Source organism: Streptomyces sp. NPDC057565, from assembly GCF_042801455.1.
GTDB lineage: Bacteria > Actinomycetota > Actinomycetes > Streptomycetales > Streptomycetaceae > Streptomyces > Streptomyces yanii.
Genome location: NZ_JBHVFU010000021.1, coordinates 1 through 21,848 on the forward strand (window position 1 = coordinate 1; position 21,848 = coordinate 21,848).

The window sequence follows — 21,848 nt, forward strand, 5'->3', positions numbered from 1 at the left end:
ACCCCGCGCGGCGGGGGGGGGCCGCCCCCGGGCCGGCGGCGGTCGCCCCGCGCGGGCCCCCCGGCGGCCGGGCCGGCCACCACGCACTCAGAAGTGCGTGTTCGCCGGACCGGTGACCCAAGCTGCCGCACCAGCTGCACGACCTGCACCACCTGCACCACCTCCCTGACACCCACGTCGCCTTGACGTGTACCCGACCGGAGGAACCGCCGTGGCAGCACAGCCCAGGTTTCGCAACGACGCAGTCGCAGTTCCCGACCAGCAGCCCGTACCGGATGACCCGCAGATCTCCGGCGGCAAGCATCCGGTCGACGAGACCCTCCCCCCACTGAAGATGTTCACCAGCGGACTGCAGCATGTGGCCGCGATGTACGCGGGCGTCGTGGCACCGCCCATGATCGTGGGACCCGCCGTGGGACTCACCGCCAAGGAGACCGCTTTCCTGATGGGGGCGAGCCTCTTCACCGCGGGCATCGCCACCCTGCTCCAGACCCTCGGCTTCTGGCGCATCGGCGCCCGGCTGCCGTTCGTCAACGGCGTCTCGTTCGCCGGGGTGACACCGATGATCGCGATCGGCAAGGATCGCGGGCACGACGGCATCGCCGTCATCTTCGGTGCGATCCTCGTCGCCAGTCTCCTCGGCTTCGTACTCGCCCCCTACTTCTGCAAGCTGGTCCGCTTCTTCCCGCCCGTCGTCACCGGGACCGTCATCACCCTGATCGGCGTCTCGTTGCTGCCGGTCGCCTTCAACTGGTCCCAGGGCGGCAACGCGACGGCCGACGGCTACGGGTCGACGACCAATATCTCCATGGCCGCCGTCACCCTGGTCATCGTCCTCGCCCTGCGCAAACTGCTGCGCGGCTTCCTGCAGCAGATCGCGATCCTGCTCGGTCTGGTCGCCGGCACCCTGATCGCGATCCCGGTCGGCATCACCGACTTCGGCGCGATCGGGGATGCCGACCTGATCGGCTTCCCGACCCCGTTCCACTTCGGGGCACCGCAGTTCGAGATGGCCGCCATCGTCTCGATGTGCATCGTGATGCTCGTCTGCATGACCGAGTCCACCGCCGACATGCTGGCCCTCGGCAAGATCGTCGGCCGGCCGGCGGACGAGCGGACCATCGAGGGCGGTCTGCGCGCCGACACCCTCGGCAGCGCCGTCAGCCCGCTCTTCAACGGCTTCATGTGCAGCGCCTTCGCGCAGAACATCGGTCTGGTCGCGATGACCAAGGTGCGCAGCCGGTTCGTCGTTGCCGCGGGTGGCGTCATCCTGATCGTGCTCGGTCTGGTCCCCGTGGCCGCGTCCGTCATCGCGCTCGTCCCACTGCCGGTGCTCGGCGGTGCGGGCATCGTGCTCTTCGGCTCGGTCGCCGCGAGCGGCATCCAGACCCTGGCCACCGCCGCCCTGGAGAAGGGGGAGAACGCGCTGATCGTCGCGGCCGCCGTCGGCATCGGCCTGATCCCGATCGCCGCGCCGGAGTTCTACCACGCGTTCCCCAAGGACCTCCTCGTCGTGCTGGACTCGGGGATCTCCACCGGGTGCGTCGTGGCGATCGTCCTCAACCTGGCCTTCAACCACCTGGGCAGGAAGCCGGAGGAGGGGAACGAGGAGGAGCCCCCCGTCCCGGCAACGGCTCCGGTGGGCGCGCACTGAGTCCGGCTACGGCGCTGTGGCGCGCACGGCGGGAGCCGTACGCGCCACAGACGTATTCCGGGCAGGTCCGGGCGGTCAGGCGATGTGGTAGCTGTCGCCGTACACCTTCCACTCCGGCGGCGGATCCAGGTTCAGATTGCCCTCCCTCAGGAAGACCCGCTGGGCGGTGTCCACCCGGCTGGTGTCCGAGTGGGCCCCCTCCTGCCGCAGCGCCCAGACCCGCGCGTCCAGGAAGGCGTTGAGGTAGGTCACCTCGTCGCCGCCCTGCGACGGCGGCTTCGCCCTGGCGAGCGCGCGCTTGCGGATGGAGCTGAAGCTCGTGCTGTCGCTGCCGTCGCCGTGCGTGACGATGGCGTCGTAGTACTCGAACTGGCCGAGTGCGCCGATGCCGTCGGCCTTCCCCTGATCGACCGCCGGGTTGAAGTACACCCGGTCCCGTTCGTCGTTCTGCGCCTGCTTGAAGGCGGGGTCCGACGCGGCGGTCACCCAGTCCTCGGCGAAGTTCGGGTCGAGGCCTTCGTGCGAGTCGGTGCCGTTCACCTCCCGCAGAGCGGGCAGATACTTCGCGAGGACGTTGCCCGGCTTGCGCCGGGTGTACAGCTCGACGAGGTCGAGCATGTCGCCGGTGCCGGAGCAGAAGCCGATGATGCCCGCGGTGTAGCCGCGGCCGTCGCCGATGTCCTCGATGTACTTGTACTGCGCCTTCCAGTCGAGCGTGGAGTTCTCCGCGCTGGAGACCAGCTGCATGGCGATCTCCTTCTTCGCCGGATTGTCCAGCCCGGTGGCGGCAGCCGCCTTCCGGGTGGAGGAGACCTCGTGGCGCAGGGCTGGATGCGTGGGGGCGCCGGCGTAGGCGGTGGCGGGTGCCGCCGTGAGGGTCACCCCGAATGCGACCAGCGTGAGCCGTGCGGGGCGAGTGTTGCGACGTGCGGCGTGTTTATGACGTGCGGCGTGCTTATGGGAAGCGGGCACCATTCCTCCAAAGGGAGTTCGTCGTTCCGGATCCGCTAGGAAGCTTTCCTACCAGAGCGGAGTGAGAGTCGTGGTGGAGTGAGAGTCGTGCACTCGTTCGGCGCAAGCGAGTCGAGTCCTGCCCCGGCTACGGAAAAGCCCCGCACCACGTGCCGGACTCGCGGTGCGGGGCCGTACGGAGCGGCCTGCGGATCAGGGGCGGACACCCTTTGACCGATGGCTGTCAGCAGTCGGGGCAGGTCACGTGGATCCATACGCCCGTGGGGCCACCCTGCGGGTCGCCCATGGGTCAATGCCCCTACTGGGCGTGGCAGTTGAGGTTTTGACCCCGTTTTCCTCGACCGCGCAGACCGCCGATCGCGGGCTCAGGGTCCGTCGATACGGTAGCTGTCGCCGTACACCTTCCACTCCAGCGGCGTTTCCAGCTGGAGTCTGCCCTCGCGTACGAAGGCCCGCTGCTCCGTCTCGACGCGACTGGTGTCGGAGTGCGAGGGTTCCTTGCGGATCGCGGCGACCCGGGCATCGAGGAAGGCGTTCAGATACGTCACCTCGTCGCCGCCCGCGGACGGCGGTTCGGCGGAGTCGAGAGCCTCGCGGCGCATCGTACGGAAGCCGACCGTGCCGTCCGAGTCGGCGCCCCCGTGCATCACATAGGCGTCGTAGTAGATGAACTGGCCCAGGGCGCCGAGACCGTCGTCCTTTCCCTGTTCGACCGCCGGATCGAAGTACGAGCTGTCCCGTTCGGCGTCCTGCGCCGATCGGAACGCGGGGTCGGCGGCCGCCTCCACCCATGCGTCGGTGAACGGGCTTCCGAGGCCGTCGTGCGAGTCGCTGCCCTTCACCGCGCGCAGAGCGGGCAGGAACCGTTCCAGCGGATTGCCGGGGTGCGCCGACGCGTACCGCTCGACGACCCTCAGCATGTCGCCGGTGCCGGAGCAGAAGCCGATGATGCCCGCGGTGTAGCCGCGGCCGTCGCCGATGTCCTCGATGTACTTGTACTGCGCCTTCCAGCCGAGCGTGGAGTTCTCCGCGCTGGAGACCAGCTGCATGGCGATCTCCTTCTTCGCCGGATCGTCCAGCCCGGCCGCCGGGGAGCCATTGCCGGAAAAGCGCCCGGGCGAGCGCCCGGAACACCCCGTCAGCAGGGCGGTCACCGTGACCAGAGCGATGAACGGAGCTGTGGCGGGGGCGAGCCGGGAACGCGGAATGACCTTCACTTCTCCAGCCTGCCAGGCACGGAGAGGGATCTTGGTCCGTTCGACTGTAGCGTCGGGGGTATGGAAAATCAGTCTGTTGTGGATGTCGGCGACGTCCGGCTCGCGTACCGGACCTGGGGCGACCCGTTCGGCTCGCCCGTCGTCCTGCTGCACGGCCTCGGCGGTTCCGCCGCGAGCTGGGAAGCGGTCGGGAGCCTGCTCGGCGAGGAATGGCGGGTGTACGCCCTCGACCTGCGCGGGCACGGGGAGAGCGACTGGCCCGACGAGTACTCCTTCGAGCTGATGAGGGACGACGTCCTCGGCTTCCTCGACGAGTGCGAGCTCGACCGCGTCGGTCTTGTCGGCCACTCCATGGGCGGCGTCGTCGCCCATCTGCTCGCCCAGGAGCACGCGGACCGGGTGGAGCGCCTGGTGCTGGTGGAGACCCCGCCGCCGTTCCCCAGTGAGCCGCGGCCCGCCGCGCAGCCCGAAGGGCCGGTCGACTACGACTGGAATGTCGTCGCGCCCATCCGGGCCCAGGTCGCCGACCCCGACCCGCAGTGGGCGCAGGGACTCGGCGAGATCGTCGCGCCGACGCTGGTGATCGCCGGCGGCCCGGAGAGCACCATGCCGCAGGGCCGGCTGGCCGACATGGCCTCCCTGATCCCGGACTGCCGGCTGATCACGCTCGGCGGCGGCCACCGGGTCCACGAGACCCACGCCGACCAGGTCGCCCAGCAGATCACCGAGTTCTTCACCAGCTGAAACCCCGGCAGCCGGCGTCATCCGATCGGGCGACCGGAGGATCGGAGCCGGCGAAACCGCACCGGTCGGCATGAGGGAGTGGCCCGGCCGGGGCGTTGTCGGTGCCGGGTGCCAAGATCGTCCGTATGGAGCTTGCACTGTTCTTCGCCGAGGTCGACGCCCAGCCGTGGGCCGAGCTGCAGCATGCGTACGGAAGCGCCGCCGATGTGCCCGACTGCCTGCGGGCGCTCGCCGGGGACGACGAGGACGCGGCGTCCGAGGCGCTCTCCGAGCTGTACGGCAGCATCCTGCACCAGGGATCGGTGTACGAGGCGACGGCCCACGCGGTGCCGTATCTGGCGCGGCTCGCGGAGGCCGGGCACCGCACGGAGGATCTGCTGGTGCTGCTCGGTGGGATCGCGGAGGGCGGCGAGGACCAGGGAGAGACGGATGAAGCCGCCTGCCGGGCAGCCGTCGTCGCCCAGCTGCCTTTGATCCTGGGCTGGATCGCCGACGAGAATCCCGGGTTGCGGCAGGCCGCCGCGTGGACCGGGGCCATGACGGGGGCGTCCGGTCAGGTGCTGCCGGTGCTCCGGAGGCGCTGGGCGGAGGAGACGGACCCCCTTGTCCGGGCCGAACTCCTCGGAGCCATCGCCCATCTGGACCCGGCAGGCAGCGTTGCCGAGGCAACCGAAGCCATGGGTGCCGGCGAGCCGGGCGAGGTGAGGATCGCGGCCCTGCTGGCCGGCGTCGACGCGGGCCGGCCCTGGGGTCCGGCCCACCACGAGGCGATGCTGATGCTCCTCCCGGCCGACGGGCTGGTCCGGACCCGCCTCGACCAGGAGCGCAACGAGCCGCTGCAGTATGTCGTCGATTCCCTGCTGCTCCGTGACACCCCCGAGGACCGCGAAGCGGCCTACGGCCTGCTCGACGGGGCACTGCGCAGCTCCGACCCCGACGCCCGCGCCGAGGCGCTGTGGGCGGCCGAGACCGCCTGTCAGCTCTCGCGCAGCGCGCCCGAACGGCTGGCCGCGCCCCTGCGTGCCCTGACGGCCGACCCGGCTGCCGTGCCCGCGGCGTACTCGCTCCTCCGGAAGCTGGGCGTCCATGGAGCGGCGGCCGCCCCGGTCCTGGCCCAACTCGCGGCAGGGCAGGGTGATCCGGCGGACCAGGCCCTCGAAGCGCTTGTCGCCGTGGCCCCCGCGCAGGCCGCGCCGCTCCTTGCGCGCGACCTGGGGCAGCGCCCGCGCGCGCTCGGTGCCGTATGCGGCTTCCCGGTCCGAGGGGCAGCTGCCCTCTCGTTCCCGTACGACCCCGACCTGCTGGACGCGATCCGTGTCCGCCTCGTCGCGGACGATCTCGAGGGCAATGAGCCGTTCTGGCTCACGGCCCTGCTCACCGCCTGGGGGAGCCGGGCATCCTCGGCCCTGCCCGAACTGCGGTCCGCGCTGGCGCGGTTCCCGAAGGTCGTCCCCAGGGCGCTGGTGGCGGTCTGCCCGCCGGAACACCGCGCGGAGGCGGCGGAGCTCCTGACGACCGCGGCCCGCTCCGGACCGAAGGCGGGCAGGCTCGCGGCGGCCGGGGCGGTGCACGAGCTGACCGGCGACACCGGTCCCCTGCTGGCAGCGACGGCCGCACGGCTCGCCGAGGGGGGCTACGACGTGCGGGAGGCTGCGAGCACTGCCGGCGAACTGGGCCCGGAGGCAGCCGATCTGGTGCCCGCCCTGCGGTCCGCGCTCAGTGTCCCCGAGCCGAACCGCACCATCCCGCAGCTGGACGGCGATGTCGAGATCGCCGTTGCGCTGTGGCGGATCACGGGGGACGCCGAGGAGGCGGTGCCGGTGCTCGCCGGGGTGCTCGCGGAGGTCGAACCGGCCTGGATGCGCTGGACGTTCATCCGCGCCGCGCGAGCGGCGGCCCTCATCGGAGAGGCCGCCCGCCCGCTGGTCCCCGCGCTGGAGGGCCTGCTGACGGACCGGCAACAGACCCCGGCCGCGGTACTTGCCCTGCACACGATCGCACCCGAGTCCCTCGACGCCCCTCGGCTGGCCGGCCTGCTCCTGGACGCCGCAGAGGCGGACGCCGAACCCGTCACCGCCATCGAAGCCCTGGTTGCCCTCGGCCCGACCGCCCTCACCGACGACCACCTGAACCGGCTGACCGCCCTCGCCGAACGGGACCTGCGGGTGACGGCGTCAGGACTGGAGTCAGGCATCGCCCCGGCCGACGAACGACTGCGCGACCGGGCGCGCGAGGCGGTGCGTACGCTGCGACCGCGCTGACCACGCGTGCGGAATCGCCTGCGCGCCGCAGTCAACGCCGAGACGGGACGGACCGGCGGGCCGCACCGGACCTCCGGCGCGGCCCGCCGTATCGGCCGGTCGTGGGGCGGGCCCGGCCACGCCCCTCCGGCGGTGGCCGTCCCGCGCAGACGTCAGCCCCCGGGCTGCCAGTCCGGGTGCCGGCCGCTCATGGCGATCGCCCGGTCGACGAGGGGCGCGTCGGACGGTACGGGGACCGGCGGTCCGAAGATGTCGGGTCGCGGGATGTCGTCGCGGGGCGTCAGCATGGCCAGCGACACCCGCAGGCTCGCCTCGTCCGCCTCGTACGCCTGCCCGGTGGACCGGGCCAGGTCCCAGCCGTGGACGACCAGTTCGTTCAGTGCGACCGTCGCGGCCACCTCGCCCGGCAGATCCACACCGCCCGCCCTGGTCATCCCCTGCCGGGCGGCAGGGTCGCGCCAGGCTGTCACCAGTTCGTCCAGCAGGGGCGGCAGTGCCTCCCGCCAGTCGTCGCCGAGGACCGGCAGTGCGGCGGCCGACGAGCTGTCGGTGGTCGGCCCGAGGTCCTTCCGCGCCGCGTCGCGGAAGGCCGTGCTCAGCCCGACCAGATGGGCGAGCAGCTCCCGTACCGCATAGTCGGGACAGGGGGTGGGGTCGGTCAGCTGTTTCTCCTCGATGCCGTCGAGCAGTGCGGCGATCTGGCGTGCGGCAGGTCCCAGATCGGCCGTGGGCATCGTTTTGTTTTCGGTATCCATACTCTTCAGACCGCTCCGGCACCCGGAACTCATCGGTTCTCGCGCGGGGAGTCCACGTTCCGCACCGGCATGTGCGGAACGTACCGCCCCATCCTCTTGTCGTGGACCCGCCAGCAGTGTCATATAGGTCCAGACCATTGCTGCCGGATGGAAGGCAAGACCGTGCAACGCCCCCACGCACACGCCGCGTTGGCCACCTCCGCCGCCCTGCTCCTCGCCATGCTCACCGCCTGCGGCGGGACCGCCGACGCCGCCGACACGCAGCGACCGACCGCGCCCGGCGGGGTGACGGCGCAGGCCGGCAGCGCCACCTCCGTCCACGTCATGTGGAACCGGTCCTCCGACAACAAGGCGATCACCGGCTACGAGGTCTACCGCACGGGCAAACAGGTCACGTCCGTCGCGGCGACCCGGCAGATGACCGACGTCGACGGACTGACCCCCTCGACCGCCTACACCTTCACCGTCCGGGCCCGCGACGCCGCCGGGAACCTCTCCGCCCCGAGCAAAGCCGTCGCCGTCACCACCCCCGCCCCCGCGCCTGCCGACCACGGGCCGCCGACCCGCCCGGTCGAGCTGCGCGGCACGGCCGACGGCGGACGCTCGGCCACCCTGTCCTGGGGAGGTTCGACGGATGACGTGGGCGTCACCTCGTACGACATCTACCAGGAGGACTCCCGTATCCACAGCGTGCCCGGCACACAGACCACGGCCCACCTCACCGGGCTCCGCCCCGGGACCGTCTACACCTTCACCGTCCGGGCCCGCGACGCCGCCGACACGTCCTCGCCGGACAGCAACGACCTCGACCTCACCACCCCGTCCGCCCCGGGCGCCCCGGCGAATACCGCCCCCACCGAGCTGCGGACCGACAGCCATGTGCAGGGCAAGGAGTACGTGATCGACCTCGACTGGAAGCAGCCGGACACCGGCGGCGAGATCCCCGCGTACCAGCTTTTCATCGACGGCCGGCTGACCACCACGATCGTGTGGGGCGGCAAGCCGCCCAAGGGGCGGGCGAGCTACCGGCTGACCGTCGGCGACCCGCGCGGCACGCGGTACTCGATGAGGATCCGCGCCAAGCTCCCGGACGGGAAGTGGGGTGACTTCTCCGCCCGGCGCACCGTCGTCCTCGGCGGCTGACAGGGACGCACGCGGACGGACAGGGCGAGCGGGAAGCCGCACCGAACGGGCCATCGATCCAGGAAACCTCCCGTTCGGGGGTCACGCCTTCAGGGCGCGGCCACCGAACCCGCCGCCCACGGCGGCCCGTTGCCACCAGGCATCCAGCGCCGACGAATCCATCGATCCCCACTCCGGTGTGGCTTCCACCAGGGCCTGCCCCAGTCGCCGCCCCAGCTCCACCATGGCCCGGCCGGCCGCGGTGCGCTCGGAGTCGTACGTACGGAGTGCCTCGGCCCAGTGGGGTGCGGACCTGAGCGCCGACTCCAGTGCCGTCGCGTCCTGGAGCGCCTTGACCGCACCGGCGCCGGTGTGCGGGCGGGCCACGGTCGCCGCGTCGCCGGTCAGCAGGAGCCGGCCGGTGGCGTAGCGCGGCGCCGTGAAGTCGTACAGCGGCTGGACGAACAGCTCGTCCGGCGCGGTCAGGCCGACCAGGCCGCCCCAGTACGGTGGCAGCAACTCGGCGGCGATATGCGCGAGATGGGAGTGCAAGGCGTCGGTGAGCGTGCCGGGCGGCAGGCTCGTCGGAGTCTCCAACGACAGTTCGAGATCCGGGGGAGGAGCGGTGTAGAGCACCCAGTTCACCCGCTGGCCGCCGGTGGCGTCCGGGATGCGGTAGACGATCACGTGGCCGCCGGGGAAGACGGCGTACGCACACTCCTCGACGTCCCACAGCCGCCGGTCGGCGGCGGACATCCTGGAGACGGGGAAGGCGCCGCGCCATGCGAGATACCCGGCGTACTCGGGGCGAGCCGCGGCGACGAGCCCGGCGCAGACCTCGGTGCGGACGAGGGAGCGGTATCCGTCCGCACCGATGGCGAAGTCGAACACCTCGGTACGGTCGCTGCCGTCGACGCCCGTGATGCGTAACGCAACCCCGTCCGGGGTGTGCCGCACCGCCCCGACGGTGGTGCCGGTACGGAAGTCGACCTCGCCCGGAACCCGGGTCCGCAGTTCCTGCCAGAGCGGACCCCAGTTGTACGTACGGAACGGGAAGGGCATCTCGCCGATCAGCTGTCCGAGGGGTGCGCCGCCCTCTCCGCGTACGTACCAGCGCCGGCGGTTCAGCTGGATCCAGGGCATCCCCGCGTCCAGATACCCGGCCGACCGAAGCTCCTCGTAACGGTCGTCGTGCACGGCCAGCCCGACGCCCCGCTCCGCCAACCGGCCCGGCGCGCGCTCCAGGACCACGATCTCGTCGGCGCCGCCTCGGTGCGCGGCCAGTGCGGCGGCGCATCCGGCGACGCTGCCGCCCACGACGACGACCCGGCCTCCACGCATCTGATGTCTCCTCGGCTGCCCCACGGACCACACCTCTGACTCCCCACCCGCAGTGGACGGTCAAACCCCGCGGAGCGCGCCCTCCGCGGAGGTCAGGCAGCGTGCCGCCAATGCCGCGGGCCCCAGCGGCCCGTCCGCCCGGGCGTCGCTCGTCGCCCAGGCCTCCACGGCCACCCGCACCGCCGCACTGGCGACCCCGGCGGTCAGCCGGATGTCCAGCGGGTCCGCCTCGTCTGGGAGACCGGCCCGCGCCGCGAGCACGGTCGCCAGGGTGGCCTCGGACTCGTGGCAGGCGTCGTTCCATACCGACCGCAGAGTCGGGCTGTCGGCCGCCATCCTCAGCAGCGACCGCACCCACTCCAGGGACTCCGCGGCCGCCGTGTCACCGGACGCCGGGACCAGTGCGCGGGCCGCCGCGTGCCGCATCGCATCGGGCAGGGACAGTACGCTCGGGGCGTCCCGCACCGCCTCCGCCCACTGCTGGGCGCCGGCGGCGAGCAGTGGCGCGACGGCCTCTTCCTTGGTCGCGAAGTAGCGGTAGAAGGTGCGTGGGGCGACGCCCGCGGCGCGAGCGATGTCCTCGGCGCGTGTGGTCCGCAGGCCGTGTTCCACGAAGAGCGCCGCCGCCGTACGGGCGATGTCCAAGCGGGTCGCGGCCTTGCGCCGCTCCGTCAACGAGCCACCTTGCATGCGGGTCAGGTTATGCCCTCGAGGGCCCTGCAACTGGTCGGCAGGAATTGCCTATGTGGCAGAATCTGCCATCACACGGCCTCTCGTCGAGCGCGGGGTGAGGGCCGACCGGGCGGCAGCGCTCCGCCCCCGGTGCTGTGCGGTACCGGGGGCGGAAAGCTCTACGGAGTCGGAGCGGCTCAGACCAGCTGCTCGTACGCCGGCAGTGTCAGGAAGTCCGCGTAGTCCTGGTCCAGCGACACCTGGAGAAGCAGGTCGTGGGCCTGCTGCCACTTGCCGGAGGTGAATGCCTCCTGGCCGATCTCCTCGCGGATCGCGGCGAGTTCCTCGGCGGCGACCTTGCGGGCCAGGTCCGCCGTGGCGTGCTCGCCGTTCTCGAAGACCACGTCCGCGTTGATCCACTGCCAGATCTGCGAGCGGGAGATCTCCGCGGTGGCGGCGTCCTCCATCAGGTTGAAGATGGCGACGGCGCCCATGCCGCGCAGCCACGCCTCGATGTAGCGGATGCCGACGGCGACGGCGTTGCGCAGGCCGTCGTACGTGGGCTTGGCGTCCAGGGTGTCGATGGCGATCAGGTCACCCGGCGCCACGGAGACGTCCTCGCGCAGGCGGTCCTTCTGGTTCGGCCTCTCGCCGAGAACCGCATCGAAGGAGGCCATCGCGATCGGGACGAGGTCCGGGTGGGCGACCCAGGAGCCGTCGAAGCCGTCGTTCGCCTCGCGGTCCTTGTCGGCCTTGACCTTCTCGAAGGCGACCTTGTTGACCTCGGCGTCGCGGCGGGACGGGATGAATGCCGCCATGCCGCCGATCGCGTGCGCACCACGCTTGTGACAGGTGCGGACGAGGAGTTCGGTGTACGCGCGCATGAACGGGGCGGTCATCGTCACCGCGTTGCGGTCCGGCAGGACGAACTTCGAGCCGCCGTCACGGAAGTTCTTGACGATGGAGAAGAGATAGTCCCAGCGGCCCGCGTTCAGCCCGGAGGCGTGGTCGCGGAGTTCGTAGAGGATCTCCTCCATCTCGTACGCGGCGGTGATTGTCTCGATCAGGACGGTCGCGCGGACCGTGCCCTGCGGGATGCCGACGTAGTCCTGGGCGAAGACGAAGATGTCGTTCCAGAGGCGGGCCTCCAGGTGCGACTCGGTCTTCGGGAGGTAGAAGTAGGGGCCCTTGCCGAGGTCGATCAGGCGCTGGGCGTTGTGGAAGAAGTAGAGGCCGAAGTCGACCAGCGCGCCCGGCACCGGGGTGCCGTCGAGCTGGAGGTGACGCTCGTTCAGGTGCCAGCCGCGGGGGCGGGTGACGACCGTGGCGAGCTCGTCGGCGGGCCTCAGCGCGTACGACTTGCCGGACCTGGGGTCCGTGAAGTCGATGCGGCGCTCGTAGGCGTCGATCAGATTGAGCTGGCCGAGGATGACGTTCTCCCACGTGGGGGCGGACGCGTCCTCGAAGTCGGCGAGCCAGACCTTGGCGCCCGAGTTCAGGGCGTTGATGGTCATCTTGCGGTCGGTCGGACCGGTGATCTCCACCCGGCGGTCGTTCAGCGCCGCCGGGGCCGGGGCGACCTTCCAGGAGTCGTCCGCGCGGATCGCCGCCGTTTCGGGCAGGAAGTCCAGCGTGGAAGTGCGGGCGATCTCGGCGCGGCGCTCGGCGCGGCGGGCGAGCAGCTCGTCACGGCGGGGCGTGAACTGCCGGTGCAGCTCGGCCACGAACGCGAGGGCCGCGTCGGTCAGGACCTCATCCTGCCGGGGCAGGGGCTCGGCATCGACGATGGCCAGCGGGGACGGCGCTGGTGCGGACATGAGCTGTCACTCCTTCAGCGGGCGGTGCGGGTGGCGCCTTCGTGGCCGCCGGGTCGCCTCTATGGCACGGCGTGCCAGGGCTCCGGGATACGGCCGTGGGCGCCGTCTGGGGTACAGAGCGCTTCTGACCAGTGGATAGTAGTTTCCTCATGGTGGAAGTTCAATGGTTTGTTGATGTCGAGATTCTCCGGGTCGACACAAGTGGGGTGGGGGTGGCGCAGCGTGCCAGCGCGCGCACAGCCCGTTCAGTCGAGGTGCCTCAGGTCCTCCGCGGTGTCGATGTCGTAGGCCTCCGCCACATCGGAACACTCGACGAGGGTGATCGCATCGCGGTGCGCCCGCAGGTACGCACGCGCCCCCTGATCGCCCACGGCACCCGCTGTGATGCCTGTCCACCGGTCGGCACCGAACAGCACCGGATGGCCTCGCTCCCCGTCGTACGAGGCTGCCGCCAGCGTCACCCGGGAGCGGTACGCAGACCGGACCCGCGCCACCGCCTGCGCACCGATGCCCGGCTGGTCGACCAGGAGGACGAGCGCCGCGTCCGCCTCCGTACCGGAGAGCGCGCCGAGCCCTGCCCGCAGTGAGGAACCCATGCCTTCCGGCCAATGCGGGTTGACGGTCACCGCGCATCCCGAGAGGTCCGCCCGCGCCCGCACCTCGTCCGCCGCGGCGCCGAGCACCACATGGACGGGGTCGCATCCGCCCTCCCGCAGAATGCGTATGGCGTGCTCGACGAGCGGCCGCCCGCGGTGTTCCAGCAACGCCTTCGGCCGGCCGCCGAGCCGCCGGCCACCGCCGGCGGCGAGCAGCAGACCTGCGACGACGGGGTGAGATGAATGAGCCATGAGGCCCTGAATACCTCACCGTGCCCATGAATTCCTACCCGACCCGGCCGTGGCCCGCGTCCCCTCGTGGTCACCCCGAATTCAGTCCCCGGAGTGGCGCACGGCACCTTTCATGGCGTTAACTTGCCCGCACCCCCGGACACTTGACCAAGGTCCGGGGCAGGGGCGAAACACTGGCACAAAGAGGTGCGAGGGGGAGTGCTTTGTTGCGAAGCGTGGGGCAGACGCGGGTGACCAGCGGTGACGAGGACCCGAGGGTGACGGAGTTGCGTACGGCCGTCTCGCGGCTCCGCCGTGAGCTGGCGGGGCATCCCGCCGAGTTCCCCGACCGCGGGATCGCCGAGGACGAACTGGCGGCCCTGGACGCGATGGCGGCCACCGGTGTGCCCGAGATTCCGCGGCTGCGCCGTTCACTGCTGCTGATCGCGGGGGCGATCGGCTCGGTCAGCGCGCTGGCATCCGCACTCAGGGACGTGCGGGTCGCCGTGGATCTCTTCGGCGAGCCGATGCGCCGCTGAGTACGGGAGGGGGTGCGGCGGGGGTCAGCGGCGGATGAGCCGCCGTGCCGTTGCCGCAGCCACCGCCGACGTGCGGGAGTCGACGCCCAATTTGGCGTAGATGTGTACCAGGTGCGATTTCACCGTCGCCTGGCTGAGGAACAGCGCCTTGCTGATCTGCAGGTTCGACAGTCCCTCACCGACCAGTTGCAGCACCTCGAGCTCGCGCTTGGTCAGGGCCTCCGCGGGCGTCCGCATGCGGTCCATCAGCCGGTGCGCGACGGCCGGGGCGAGCGCCGAGCGGCCGGCCGCCGCCGTGCGCACCGCTGCCGCCAGCTCCTCGGGCGGGGCGTCCTTGAGGAGGTAGCCGCTCGCTCCCGCCTCCACGGCCGCCAGGATGTCGGCGTCCGTGTCGTAAGTGGTGAGGATCAGGACCCGGGGCGCGTCGGGCGCCGCGGTGATCGCCGCGGTGGCCTCCGAGCCGTGCAGGCCCGTCCCGAACTGGAGATCCATCAGCACGACGTCGAACTCGCCCGTCGCCGCGAGTGCCACGGCCCGCTCGGCGGTGTCGGCCTCGGCGACCACGCGGAAGTCCGGCTCGGTGTCGAGGACGGCCCGCAGCCCCGCACGCACCACCGGATGGTCGTCGGCGAGCAGCAGGCGGATGGGGGTGGCACTCATGCGGCCGACCTCTCTTCGTACCCGGGCAGCGGGAGGGGGAGGGTGAGCGCCAGGGCGGTGCCCTGGCCGGGGGCCGATTCGACACTCAGCGTGCCGCCGAGCGAACCGGCCCGGGCCCGCATGGCGGGGAGACCGAAACCGCTGGTCTCCGTGTCCCTCGAGACCGCGGGTGCGCCCGGCGAGAAGCCCCGGCCGTCGTCCACGACGTCCAGCGACACCGAGGTGTCCATGAAGCTGAGCGTGATCTCCGCGCGCCGGGCTGCGGCGTGCTGCACCGTGTTGGCCAGCGCCGACTGGGCGGTGCGGAGCAGCGCCACCTCGTACGGCGTCGGCAGTTCCACCGGCGTCCCGCTGACCGCGAACTGCACCGTCAGATCCGGTCCGGTGGTACGCGCGCAGAGGCGTTCGAGGGCGCCGGCGAGCGAACCGTTCTCCAGATCGGGCGGGGAGAGGGCGCGTACGAAGCGGCGGGCCTCGGCAAGATTTTCCTGCGCGGCTTCGCGGGCCCGGCGCACATGCGCGGTGGCGGGGGCGTCCGGCGGAAGGGTGCGTTCGGCGGCGCGCAGCAGCAGCTGAATGCTGGACAGGCCCTGTGCGAGTGTGTCGTGGATCTCGCGGGCCAGCCGCTCGCGTTCGGCGAGCGTTCCCGCCGTGCGCTCGGCGACGGCCAGCTCCGCCCGGGTCGAGACCAGCTCCTCGATCAGCTTGCGGCGCCGCTCGCTCTCCCGGAACAACGCGTCGTACCCGAGGACCGTGGCGATCGCGACCGCCGCACCGAGCAGTGGCCCGATGAACGCGCCGGGCGTGATCTGCCCGCCGTGCAGCACAAAGCCGGTGATGGCAGCCGCCGCGGTGACGACGACGGCGGGCAGACCCCAGCGCATCGGCAGCAGATGCAGCTGCAGGAAGTACAGCGGGAAAGCCAGCCACAGGGCGTCCGGCGAGAGGACGAGAAGCGCAAGCCAGAGCGCCCCGAGGAGCGACAGCCACAGGGCGGCCGCCCTGTTCTGCGGCTGCACGGCGGGGGCGAGCGCGCCCGCCGCGTAGACGGCGGCCATGACGCAGGCGAGCGCGACCACGGCGGTCGCGCTGGATGCGCCGTCGCTCACGGCCGGCACCGCGGCGAGCGCCAGCAGTCCCAGCAGCAATGCGTGCAGACACAGCCGCAGTGCGGCGGCGACCGGGGTGTGCGAACGCGAATCCATGATGCGTTCCAGCGTAGACGCGCGGCGTCCGCGGCCGGTCAATCGAAAGGTTGATGTCAGGCCCCACCGGCGTGCGATGTTTTCGCGGGCCGGCCGACCGAGGCTGGAGCCATGTTCGTCGCATGGAGAGATCTCCGGTTCGCCAGGGGCCGGTTCGCGCTCATGGGCACGGTCGTGGTGCTGATCACGCTGCTCGTGGGCTTGTTGTCCGGTCTTACGGCCGGTCTGGCCAGGGAGAACACCTCGGCCGTCACGGGGCTGAACGCCGACCACCTCGCGTTCGCCGCCCCGCCCGACGGCCAGTCGGTGTCCTTCACCAACTCGACCGTCGGGGAGAGTGCGTGGCGGAGCTGGGCCGAGCGGCCCGGTGTCGGTGCCGCACGGCCCCTCGGCATCCGTACGCTCAACGCCGCCGCCGTTGGAGGGGAGGGGACGGCTGCCGTGTCGGCGTTCGGTGTCGAGCAGGACTCGGGCCTTGCCCCGACGGCCGGCGCAGCGCGCGTCGCCCCGGGGAGGGTCGTGCTCTCGGAGCAGGCCGCCGACGAGCTCGGCGCGGCCGTCGGCGACCGGGTGCGACTCGGCCGCGTCGAGGTGCGTGTGGCGGCCGTCGCGGGAGATGCCTCGTACAGCCATACGCCGGTCGTGTGGACCTCGCTCGACGACTGGCAGCGCTTCGCGGACAGCGGGACCGGCGGCGCGCCGCACGCCACGGTGATCGCCCTGACCACCACCGGCGACGCCGACCTGGCCGCCGGTGACACGGCGGCCGGCACCAGCACGCTCTCCCTCGACGACTCGCTCACCGCCATCGGCTCCTACCAGGCCGAGAACGGCTCGCTCCAGCTGATGCGCGGCTTCCTCTTCGCCATCTCGGCCCTGGTGATCGGGGCCTTCTTCACCGTCTGGACGATCCAGCGCAGCGGCGACGTCGCCGTCCTCAAGGCGCTCGGCGCCTCCACCCCGTACCTCCTGCGCGACGCGCTCGGGCAGGCGGTCGTGATGCTGGCGATCGGTACGGGACTGGGCACCGCGCTCGCCTCGGGCATCGGCGCGGTGGTCAGTGGCGGGGCCGTGCCGTTCGTCCTCGACGCGGCGACCGTCCTCGTTCCGTCGGCCGTCATGATCGCCCTCGGTGCCCTCGGGGCGGCACTGTCCATCCGGCGGATCACCGCCGTCGACCCGCTCACCGCACTCGGGAGTGCCCGATGACCCTCACCCTCGCCGATGTCACCCTCACCTACCCCGACGGCGACGGCCGGCTCACCGCACTCGACCGGGTCTCGCTCGACGTCCCCGAGGGCTCACTCACCGCGGTCGTCGGACCGTCCGGCTCCGGTAAGTCCAGCCTCCTCGCGGTGGCCGCGACGCTGGTCACGCCGGACGAGGGGCAGGTCGTGGTCGCGGGCCGGGAGACGGCGGGACTCGGACGCGCGGAGAAGGCGGCGCTGCGCCGCGAACGCATCGGCATCGTCTTCCAGCAGCCGAACCTGCTGCCGTCGCTGACCGCCGTCGAACAGCTTCAGGTGATGACCCATCTGTCGGGCGGCACCACGCGCGGCGCCCGCGGGCGGGCGCTGGAGCTCCTCGACGCGGTCGGTCTGGCCGACAAGGCGGGCCGCAGGCCGCACCAGCTGTCGGGCGGTCAGCGCCAGCGGATCAATATCGCGCGGGCGCTGATGAACGATCCGGCGGTACTCCTGGTCGACGAGCCGACGAGCGCTCTCGACCATGAGCGCGGCGCGGCGGTACTGGAGCTGCTGATCGCGCTGACCCGGGAACGGTCGACGGCGACCGTACTGGTCACCCACGACCGGATGCATCTGGAACGGACGGACCGGACGGTGGTGATGCGGGACGGGCGGCTGACGGAAGCGGTGCCCAGCTGACCCGGAACATGTCGGTGCCCGCCGGGGCCTGCCCGGCGGGCACCGCTGTGTCCGTAGGGTCTCAGCCGGTCGGACCGCTGCTGGCCAGCGCGTCGGACAGCTCCTTCGCGACCTGCTGCAGGATCGGCACGATCCGTTCCGTCGCCGCCTCCGTCACCCGTCCCGCCGGGCCCGAGATCGAGATCGCGGCCGAGGTGGGGGAGTTGGGTACGGAGACCGCCAGGCAGCGGACCCCTATCTCCTGCTCGTTGTCGTCGACCGCGTAGCCCGCCCGGCGGACCTGGTCGAGCGCGTCCAGGAAACCGTCCGGGGTGGTGATCGTCTTCTCGGTGGCGGCCGGCATTCCGGTGCGGGCCAGCAGCGCCCGTACCTCCTCCGGCGGGGTGTGTGCGAGCAGCGCCTTGCCCACCCCGGTGGAGTGGGGGAGCACCCGGCGGCCGACCTCGGTGAACATCCGCATCGAGTGCTTCGACGGCACCTGGGCGACGTACACGATCTCGTCGCCGTCGAGCAGCGCCATGTTCGCCGTCTCGCCGGTCTCCTCGACGAGCCGCGCGAGATACGGACGGGCCCAGGTCCCGAGCAGCCGGGACGCGGACTCGCCGAGCCGGATCAGGCGCGGGCCGAGCGCATAGCGCCGGTTGGACTGCTGGCGTACATAGCCACAGGCGACCAGGGTGCGCATCAGCCGGTGAATGGTGGGCAACGGAAGTCCGCTGCTCGCGGAGAGTTCGCTGAGTCCGACCTCGCCCCCGGCGTCGGCCATCCGTTCCAGCAGATCGAAGGCGCGCTCAAGTGACTGCACACCGCCGCTGGAACCGGCGGGTTTGGAGTCGGATGTGCTGGCGTGGGACGGCGGCACGTCAACGGTCCTTTCGAGGCGGATGGGCAAGGCAGCAGCCTACCGGGAGGTTCCCGATCGGCACACTGCACCCGGTGCGGCGTCCTGGCCGGTCAGGGCCTGTTTGTCCGGGAGTCCGGGATCAGCCGGACCGTTCCGCGATGCCGCACCTGGCCCATGCTACGTTCCGCTCCTCGAAAAGAGTCTTTTACTTTGTGGAAATCTCCAATCGGGTGTGCGGGTGGTCCGCTCGCCGTCCGGCGAGGAAGGTGGGGTCTTGACGGGCTCGAATCCCGAGTGAAGACTCCTTCAACAGTTCGTTGAATTCTTTCGGTGGCCGTGAGCCGCCGACCATGCGGAAGTGAGGAGCACGGGTGTCCGGTGCGGACGTGAACCTGGTACTGCGCTCGACGCGCGTCGTCACCCCCGAGGGGACGCGCCCCGCGGCGGTGGCCGTCGCAGCCGGTGCGATCGACGCCGTCCTGCCGTACGACACCGAGGTGCCGGCCGGTGCCCGGCTCCAGGACTTCGGCGACGACGTCCTGCTGCCCGGCCTCGTCGACACCCATGTCCACGTGAACGACCCCGGCCGCACCGAGTGGGAAGGTTTCTGGACCGCCACCCGCGCCGCCGCAGCGGGTGGGATCACCACCCTGCTCGACATGCCCCTCAACTCCCTCCCGCCGACCACCACCGTCGGCCATCTGCGTACCAAGCAGCAGGTGGCAGCCGCCAAGGCGCACATCGACACCGGCTTCTGGGGCGGCGCGATCCCGTCCAACGTGAAGGACCTGCGGCCGCTGTACGAGGCCGGGGTCTTCGGCTTCAAGTGCTTCCTGTCGCCCTCCGGGGTCGAGGAGTTCCCGGAGCTGGACCAGGAGCAGCTGGCCCGCTCCCTGGCCGAGATCGCCGGCTTCGACGGACTGCTGATCGTGCACGCCGAGGACCCGCACCACCTGGCGGCCGCGCCGCAGCGCAGCGGACCCGCCTACGCCGACTTCCTCGCCTCCCGGCCGCGCGACGCCGAGAACACCGCCATCGAGAGCCTCATCGCGCACGCCAGGCGGCTGAACGCCCGCATTCACGTCCTGCACCTGTCGTCCGGCGACGCGCTGCCGCTGATCGCCGCCGCCAAGCGGGAGGGCATACGCGTCACCGTCGAGTCCTGCCCGCACTTCCTCACCCTCACCGCGGAGGAAGTCCCTGACGGGGCGACGGAGTTCAAGTGCTGCCCGCCGATCCGGGAAGCCGCCAACCAGGATGCGCTCTGGGCCGGGCTCGCCGACGGCACGATCGACTGCATCGTCTCGGACCACTCGCCCTGCACCGCGGACCTCAAGACGCCGGACTTCGCCTCCGCCTGGGGCGGCATCTCCTCCCTCCAGCTCGGACTGCCCGCCATCTGGACCGAGGCGCGCCGGCGCGGCCACTCGCTCGACGACGTGGTCCGCTGGATGTCCGCCGCCCCCGCCGAGCTGGCCGGACTGACCCGCAAGGGCGCCATCGAGGCCGGGCGCGACGCCGACTTCGCGGTCCTCGCCCCCGACGAGACCTTCACCGTCGACCCCGCCGAGCTCTTCCACCGCAACCAGGTCACCGCCTACGCCGGTAAGACCTTGCACGGTGTGGTGAAGTCGACCTGGCTGCGCGGGCGGCGGATCGCGGCCGGCGGCGTCCTTGCCGAGCCCACCGGCCGTCTCCTCGAAAGGAACCACTGACCATGACGGCGACAGCGCACTTCACCGGTGCCGCCGACCCGTACTCGGGCGGCGACCCGTACGCCGACTACCGCACCGCCGACTTCCCCTTCACCCACCTCGTCGATCTCGCCGACCGGCGGCTCGGCGCGGGTGTGATCGCAGCCAACGACGAGTTCTTCGCCGAGCGTGAGAACCTGCTGAAGCCGGGGCCCGCGGAGTTCGACCCGGAGCACTTCGGGCACAAGGGCAAGATCATGGACGGCTGGGAGACCCGTCGCCGCCGCGGCGTCAGTGCCGCGCAGCCGCACCCCTCGGACGAGGACCACGACTGGGCGCTGGTACGGCTCGGCGCGCCCGGCGTCGTCCGCGGCATCGTCGTCGACACCGCCCACTTCCGCGGCAACCACCCGCAGGCCGTCTCCGTCGAAGCGGCCTCCGTGCCCGGCTCCCCGTCCCCCGAGGAACTCCTCGCACCGGACGTGGAGTGGACAACCCTCATACTCCGTACGGCCGTCGGCGGCCACGCGGCCAACGGCTTCGCGGTCGACACCGACCGGCGCGTCACCCATCTGCGGGTCAACCAGCACCCCGACGGCGGGATCGCCCGCCTCCGGGTCTACGGAGAGGTCGCCCCCGACCCCGCCTGGCTGGCCGCCCTCGCCACCTTCGACCTCGCCGCGCTGGAGAACGGCGGCCAGGTCGAGGACGCCTCCGACCGCTTCTACTCCCCGGCCACCAACACCATCCAGCCCGGTCGCTCCCGCAAGATGGACGACGGCTGGGAGACCCGACGCCGCCGCGACAAGGGCAACGACTGGATCCGCTACAGGCTCGCCGAGCAGGCGGAGATCCGGGCCGTCGAGATCGACACCGCCTGTCTCAAGGGCAACTCGGCGGGCTGGGCGAGCCTTTCGGTGCGGGACGGGACGAGCGGCGACTGGACGGAGGTCCTGCCGCGGACCCGGCTGCAGCCCGACACGAACCATCGCTTCGTCCTCCCGGAGACCGTGCGCGCCACGCACGTCCGGATCGACATCTTCCCGGACGGCGGTATCTCACGACTGCGACTGTTCGGCTCGCTGACGGAGGAAGGGGCGGCACGACTGGCCGCCCGCCACCAGGAACTGGGCGGCTGACGAGGACGGGCGGCCCTGCCGCCTCGCGGGTGGCGGCGCACGTCACTCCTTCGTGCGCGGCGGCTCCCGCCACCCCCTCGGGTGTGCCCGATGCGTCCGCATCCAGGGCTTATGGGACCCTGGGTGCGTCGCACATCCCGAGCAGGAGTCGTCATGATCTTCATCGCCGTCAAGTTCACCGTCCACAGCGAAGAGCGCGACAACTGGCTGCCCGCCGTCGAGCCCTTCACGCTTGCCACCCGTCAGGAGCCGGGCAACCTGTTCTTCGAGTGGTCGTACAGCGTCGAGAACCCGGACCAGTTCGTGCTCCTGGAGGCCTTCGCGTCCCCCGAGGCCGGAGAGGCGCATGTGAAGTCCGAGCACTTCGCGGCGGCGATGGACCTGATGGCGGACCTCGTCGCCGTGGCCCCGGAGATCATCAATGTCGAGGTGCCGGGCGACGGTTGGTCCCGGATGGCGGAGCTCACGCCCAGCCGTCAGTAATCCGTGAGTCCTGACG

The 21,848-nt window shown here is 71.5% G+C and carries 20 protein-coding genes; 10 read left to right on the top strand and 10 right to left on the bottom strand.

All coding sequences use genetic code 11. From position 1 onward, the window contains the following. The first annotated feature begins 211 nt into the window (after window positions 1–211). Window positions 212–1,654 (top strand): nucleobase:cation symporter-2 family protein, encoded by a 1,443-nt coding sequence (locus ACFU8W_RS29360; RefSeq protein ID WP_384043308.1) that lies wholly within the window; start codon window positions 212–214, stop codon window positions 1,652–1,654. A gap of 75 nt (window positions 1,655–1,729) precedes the next feature. On the opposite strand, the gene ACFU8W_RS29365 is transcribed toward ACFU8W_RS29360, so the two are convergent. Both ACFU8W_RS29365 and ACFU8W_RS29370 read right to left on the bottom strand, forming a co-directional pair. Beyond that, window positions 1,730–2,629: a chitosanase gene (locus tag ACFU8W_RS29365; protein ID WP_384043310.1), complete on the bottom strand. Its 900-nt coding sequence runs from the start codon at window positions 2,627–2,629 to the stop codon at window positions 1,730–1,732. A gap of 362 nt (window positions 2,630–2,991) precedes the next feature. Next, complete coding sequence (locus ACFU8W_RS29370; RefSeq protein ID WP_384043588.1) at window positions 2,992–3,795, bottom strand: chitosanase; 804 nt, start codon at window positions 3,793–3,795, stop codon at window positions 2,992–2,994. 108 nt (window positions 3,796–3,903) lie between these two features. Between ACFU8W_RS29370 and ACFU8W_RS29375 the strand changes: the two genes are divergently transcribed. Together ACFU8W_RS29375 and ACFU8W_RS29380 are read left to right on the top strand one after the other, a co-directional pair. Further along, window positions 3,904–4,587 carry an alpha/beta fold hydrolase gene (locus tag ACFU8W_RS29375; RefSeq protein ID WP_384043313.1) on the top strand — a complete coding sequence of 228 codons (684 nt, stop codon included), beginning with the start codon at window positions 3,904–3,906 and terminating at the stop codon, window positions 4,585–4,587. A gap of 125 nt (window positions 4,588–4,712) precedes the next feature. Continuing rightward, the gene (locus ACFU8W_RS29380) at window positions 4,713–6,848 is read left to right on the top strand and encodes a hypothetical protein (RefSeq protein WP_384043316.1); all 2,136 of its coding nucleotides are present in this window, start codon (window positions 4,713–4,715) and stop codon (window positions 6,846–6,848) included. Window positions 6,849–7,000: 152 nt separating this feature from the next. On the opposite strand, the gene ACFU8W_RS29385 is transcribed toward ACFU8W_RS29380, so the two are convergent. After that, window positions 7,001–7,582 carry a TIGR03086 family metal-binding protein gene (locus tag ACFU8W_RS29385; RefSeq protein WP_384043319.1) on the bottom strand — a complete coding sequence of 194 codons (582 nt, stop codon included), beginning with the start codon at window positions 7,580–7,582 and terminating at the stop codon, window positions 7,001–7,003. A gap of 168 nt (window positions 7,583–7,750) precedes the next feature. On the opposite strand from ACFU8W_RS29385, the gene ACFU8W_RS29390 reads away from it, so the two are divergent. Next, window positions 7,751–8,746: a fibronectin type III domain-containing protein gene (locus ACFU8W_RS29390; protein ID WP_384043321.1), complete on the top strand. Its 996-nt coding sequence runs from the start codon at window positions 7,751–7,753 to the stop codon at window positions 8,744–8,746. Window positions 8,747–8,827: 81 nt separating this feature from the next. Here the strand turns inward: ACFU8W_RS29390 and ACFU8W_RS29395 are convergent, their stop codons facing one another. From ACFU8W_RS29395 to ACFU8W_RS29410, 4 genes are all read right to left on the bottom strand, one after another. Then, on the bottom strand, window positions 8,828–10,066 hold the full coding sequence (locus ACFU8W_RS29395; protein WP_384043324.1) for an FAD-dependent monooxygenase: 1,239 nt from the start codon (window positions 10,064–10,066) through the stop codon (window positions 8,828–8,830). A 60-nt stretch (window positions 10,067–10,126) separates the two neighbouring features. Further along, the gene (locus ACFU8W_RS29400; protein WP_384043325.1) at window positions 10,127–10,741 is read right to left on the bottom strand and encodes a TetR/AcrR family transcriptional regulator; all 615 of its coding nucleotides are present in this window, start codon (window positions 10,739–10,741) and stop codon (window positions 10,127–10,129) included. A 194-nt stretch (window positions 10,742–10,935) separates the two neighbouring features. Then, window positions 10,936–12,555: a malate synthase A gene (gene aceB, locus ACFU8W_RS29405; protein ID WP_384043328.1), complete on the bottom strand. Its 1,620-nt coding sequence runs from the start codon at window positions 12,553–12,555 to the stop codon at window positions 10,936–10,938. 245 nt (window positions 12,556–12,800) lie between these two features. After that, window positions 12,801–13,403 carry an NTP transferase domain-containing protein gene (locus tag ACFU8W_RS29410; protein WP_384043330.1) on the bottom strand — a complete coding sequence of 201 codons (603 nt, stop codon included), beginning with the start codon at window positions 13,401–13,403 and terminating at the stop codon, window positions 12,801–12,803. 203 nt (window positions 13,404–13,606) lie between these two features. Here ACFU8W_RS29410 and ACFU8W_RS29415 point away from each other — a divergent pair, with 203 nt between their 5' ends. Then, on the top strand, window positions 13,607–13,921 hold the full coding sequence (locus tag ACFU8W_RS29415) for a DUF5955 family protein (RefSeq protein WP_384043334.1): 315 nt from the start codon (window positions 13,607–13,609) through the stop codon (window positions 13,919–13,921). 24 nt (window positions 13,922–13,945) lie between these two features. On the opposite strand, the gene ACFU8W_RS29420 is transcribed toward ACFU8W_RS29415, so the two are convergent. Both ACFU8W_RS29420 and ACFU8W_RS29425 read right to left on the bottom strand, forming a co-directional pair. Then, window positions 13,946–14,581: a response regulator transcription factor gene (locus tag ACFU8W_RS29420; RefSeq protein ID WP_345511438.1), complete on the bottom strand. Its 636-nt coding sequence runs from the start codon at window positions 14,579–14,581 to the stop codon at window positions 13,946–13,948. After that, window positions 14,578–15,786, bottom strand: a complete 1,209-nt coding sequence (locus ACFU8W_RS29425; RefSeq protein WP_384043338.1) for a sensor histidine kinase — start codon at window positions 15,784–15,786, stop codon at window positions 14,578–14,580. The genes ACFU8W_RS29420 and ACFU8W_RS29425 overlap by 4 nt, the downstream gene beginning before the upstream one ends. A 111-nt stretch (window positions 15,787–15,897) precedes the next feature. On the opposite strand from ACFU8W_RS29425, the gene ACFU8W_RS29430 reads away from it, so the two are divergent. Further along, window positions 15,898–16,995, top strand: a complete 1,098-nt coding sequence (locus ACFU8W_RS29430) for an ABC transporter permease (RefSeq protein ID WP_384043342.1) — start codon at window positions 15,898–15,900, stop codon at window positions 16,993–16,995. After that, window positions 16,992–17,672 carry an ABC transporter ATP-binding protein gene (locus ACFU8W_RS29435; RefSeq protein WP_384043345.1) on the top strand — a complete coding sequence of 227 codons (681 nt, stop codon included), beginning with the start codon at window positions 16,992–16,994 and terminating at the stop codon, window positions 17,670–17,672. The genes ACFU8W_RS29430 and ACFU8W_RS29435 overlap by 4 nt, the downstream gene beginning before the upstream one ends. Window positions 17,673–17,733: 61 nt before the next feature. Here the strand turns inward: ACFU8W_RS29435 and ACFU8W_RS29440 are convergent, their stop codons facing one another. Continuing rightward, window positions 17,734–18,534 carry an IclR family transcriptional regulator gene (locus tag ACFU8W_RS29440; RefSeq protein ID WP_345511433.1) on the bottom strand — a complete coding sequence of 267 codons (801 nt, stop codon included), beginning with the start codon at window positions 18,532–18,534 and terminating at the stop codon, window positions 17,734–17,736. A gap of 353 nt (window positions 18,535–18,887) precedes the next feature. Here ACFU8W_RS29440 and allB point away from each other — a divergent pair, with 353 nt between their 5' ends. The 3 genes from allB to ACFU8W_RS29455 all read left to right on the top strand — a co-directional run bounded on the left by allB (window position 18,888) and on the right by ACFU8W_RS29455 (window position 21,832). Further along, window positions 18,888–20,231: an allantoinase AllB gene (gene allB, locus ACFU8W_RS29445; protein WP_384043349.1), complete on the top strand. Its 1,344-nt coding sequence runs from the start codon at window positions 18,888–18,890 to the stop codon at window positions 20,229–20,231. Between the two features lie 2 nt (window positions 20,232–20,233). Further along, window positions 20,234–21,349, top strand: a complete 1,116-nt coding sequence (gene alc, locus ACFU8W_RS29450) for an allantoicase (RefSeq protein WP_384043352.1) — start codon at window positions 20,234–20,236, stop codon at window positions 21,347–21,349. A gap of 153 nt (window positions 21,350–21,502) precedes the next feature. Next, complete coding sequence (locus tag ACFU8W_RS29455) at window positions 21,503–21,832, top strand: putative quinol monooxygenase (protein ID WP_345511429.1); 330 nt, start codon at window positions 21,503–21,505, stop codon at window positions 21,830–21,832. Window positions 21,833–21,848: the final 16 nt, after the last annotated feature.

What these genes read in the sequence shown, in the direction of transcription:
- alc (WP_384043352.1), top strand. Translation starts at nt 20,234, where the DNA reads ATGACGGCGACAGCGCACTTCACCGGTGCCGCCGACCCGTACTCGGGC.
- ACFU8W_RS29425 (WP_384043338.1), bottom strand. Translation starts at nt 15,786, where the DNA reads ATGGATTCGCGTTCGCACACCCCGGTCGCCGCCGCACTGCGGCTGTGT.
- ACFU8W_RS29430 (WP_384043342.1), top strand. Translation starts at nt 15,898, where the DNA reads ATGTTCGTCGCATGGAGAGATCTCCGGTTCGCCAGGGGCCGGTTCGCG.
- ACFU8W_RS29365 (WP_384043310.1), bottom strand. Translation starts at nt 2,629, where the DNA reads ATGGTGCCCGCTTCCCATAAGCACGCCGCACGTCATAAACACGCCGCA.
- ACFU8W_RS29385 (WP_384043319.1), bottom strand. Translation starts at nt 7,582, where the DNA reads ATGCCCACGGCCGATCTGGGACCTGCCGCACGCCAGATCGCCGCACTG.
- ACFU8W_RS29375 (WP_384043313.1), top strand. Translation starts at nt 3,904, where the DNA reads ATGGAAAATCAGTCTGTTGTGGATGTCGGCGACGTCCGGCTCGCGTAC.
- ACFU8W_RS29435 (WP_384043345.1), top strand. Translation starts at nt 16,992, where the DNA reads ATGACCCTCACCCTCGCCGATGTCACCCTCACCTACCCCGACGGCGAC.
- ACFU8W_RS29420 (WP_345511438.1), bottom strand. Translation starts at nt 14,581, where the DNA reads ATGAGTGCCACCCCCATCCGCCTGCTGCTCGCCGACGACCATCCGGTG.
- aceB (WP_384043328.1), bottom strand. Translation starts at nt 12,555, where the DNA reads ATGTCCGCACCAGCGCCGTCCCCGCTGGCCATCGTCGATGCCGAGCCC.
- ACFU8W_RS29380 (WP_384043316.1), top strand. Translation starts at nt 4,713, where the DNA reads ATGGAGCTTGCACTGTTCTTCGCCGAGGTCGACGCCCAGCCGTGGGCC.
- ACFU8W_RS29410 (WP_384043330.1), bottom strand. Translation starts at nt 13,403, where the DNA reads ATGGCTCATTCATCTCACCCCGTCGTCGCAGGTCTGCTGCTCGCCGCC.
- ACFU8W_RS29395 (WP_384043324.1), bottom strand. Translation starts at nt 10,066, where the DNA reads ATGCGTGGAGGCCGGGTCGTCGTCGTGGGCGGCAGCGTCGCCGGATGC.
- ACFU8W_RS29390 (WP_384043321.1), top strand. Translation starts at nt 7,751, where the DNA reads ATGGAAGGCAAGACCGTGCAACGCCCCCACGCACACGCCGCGTTGGCC.
- ACFU8W_RS29455 (WP_345511429.1), top strand. Translation starts at nt 21,503, where the DNA reads ATGATCTTCATCGCCGTCAAGTTCACCGTCCACAGCGAAGAGCGCGAC.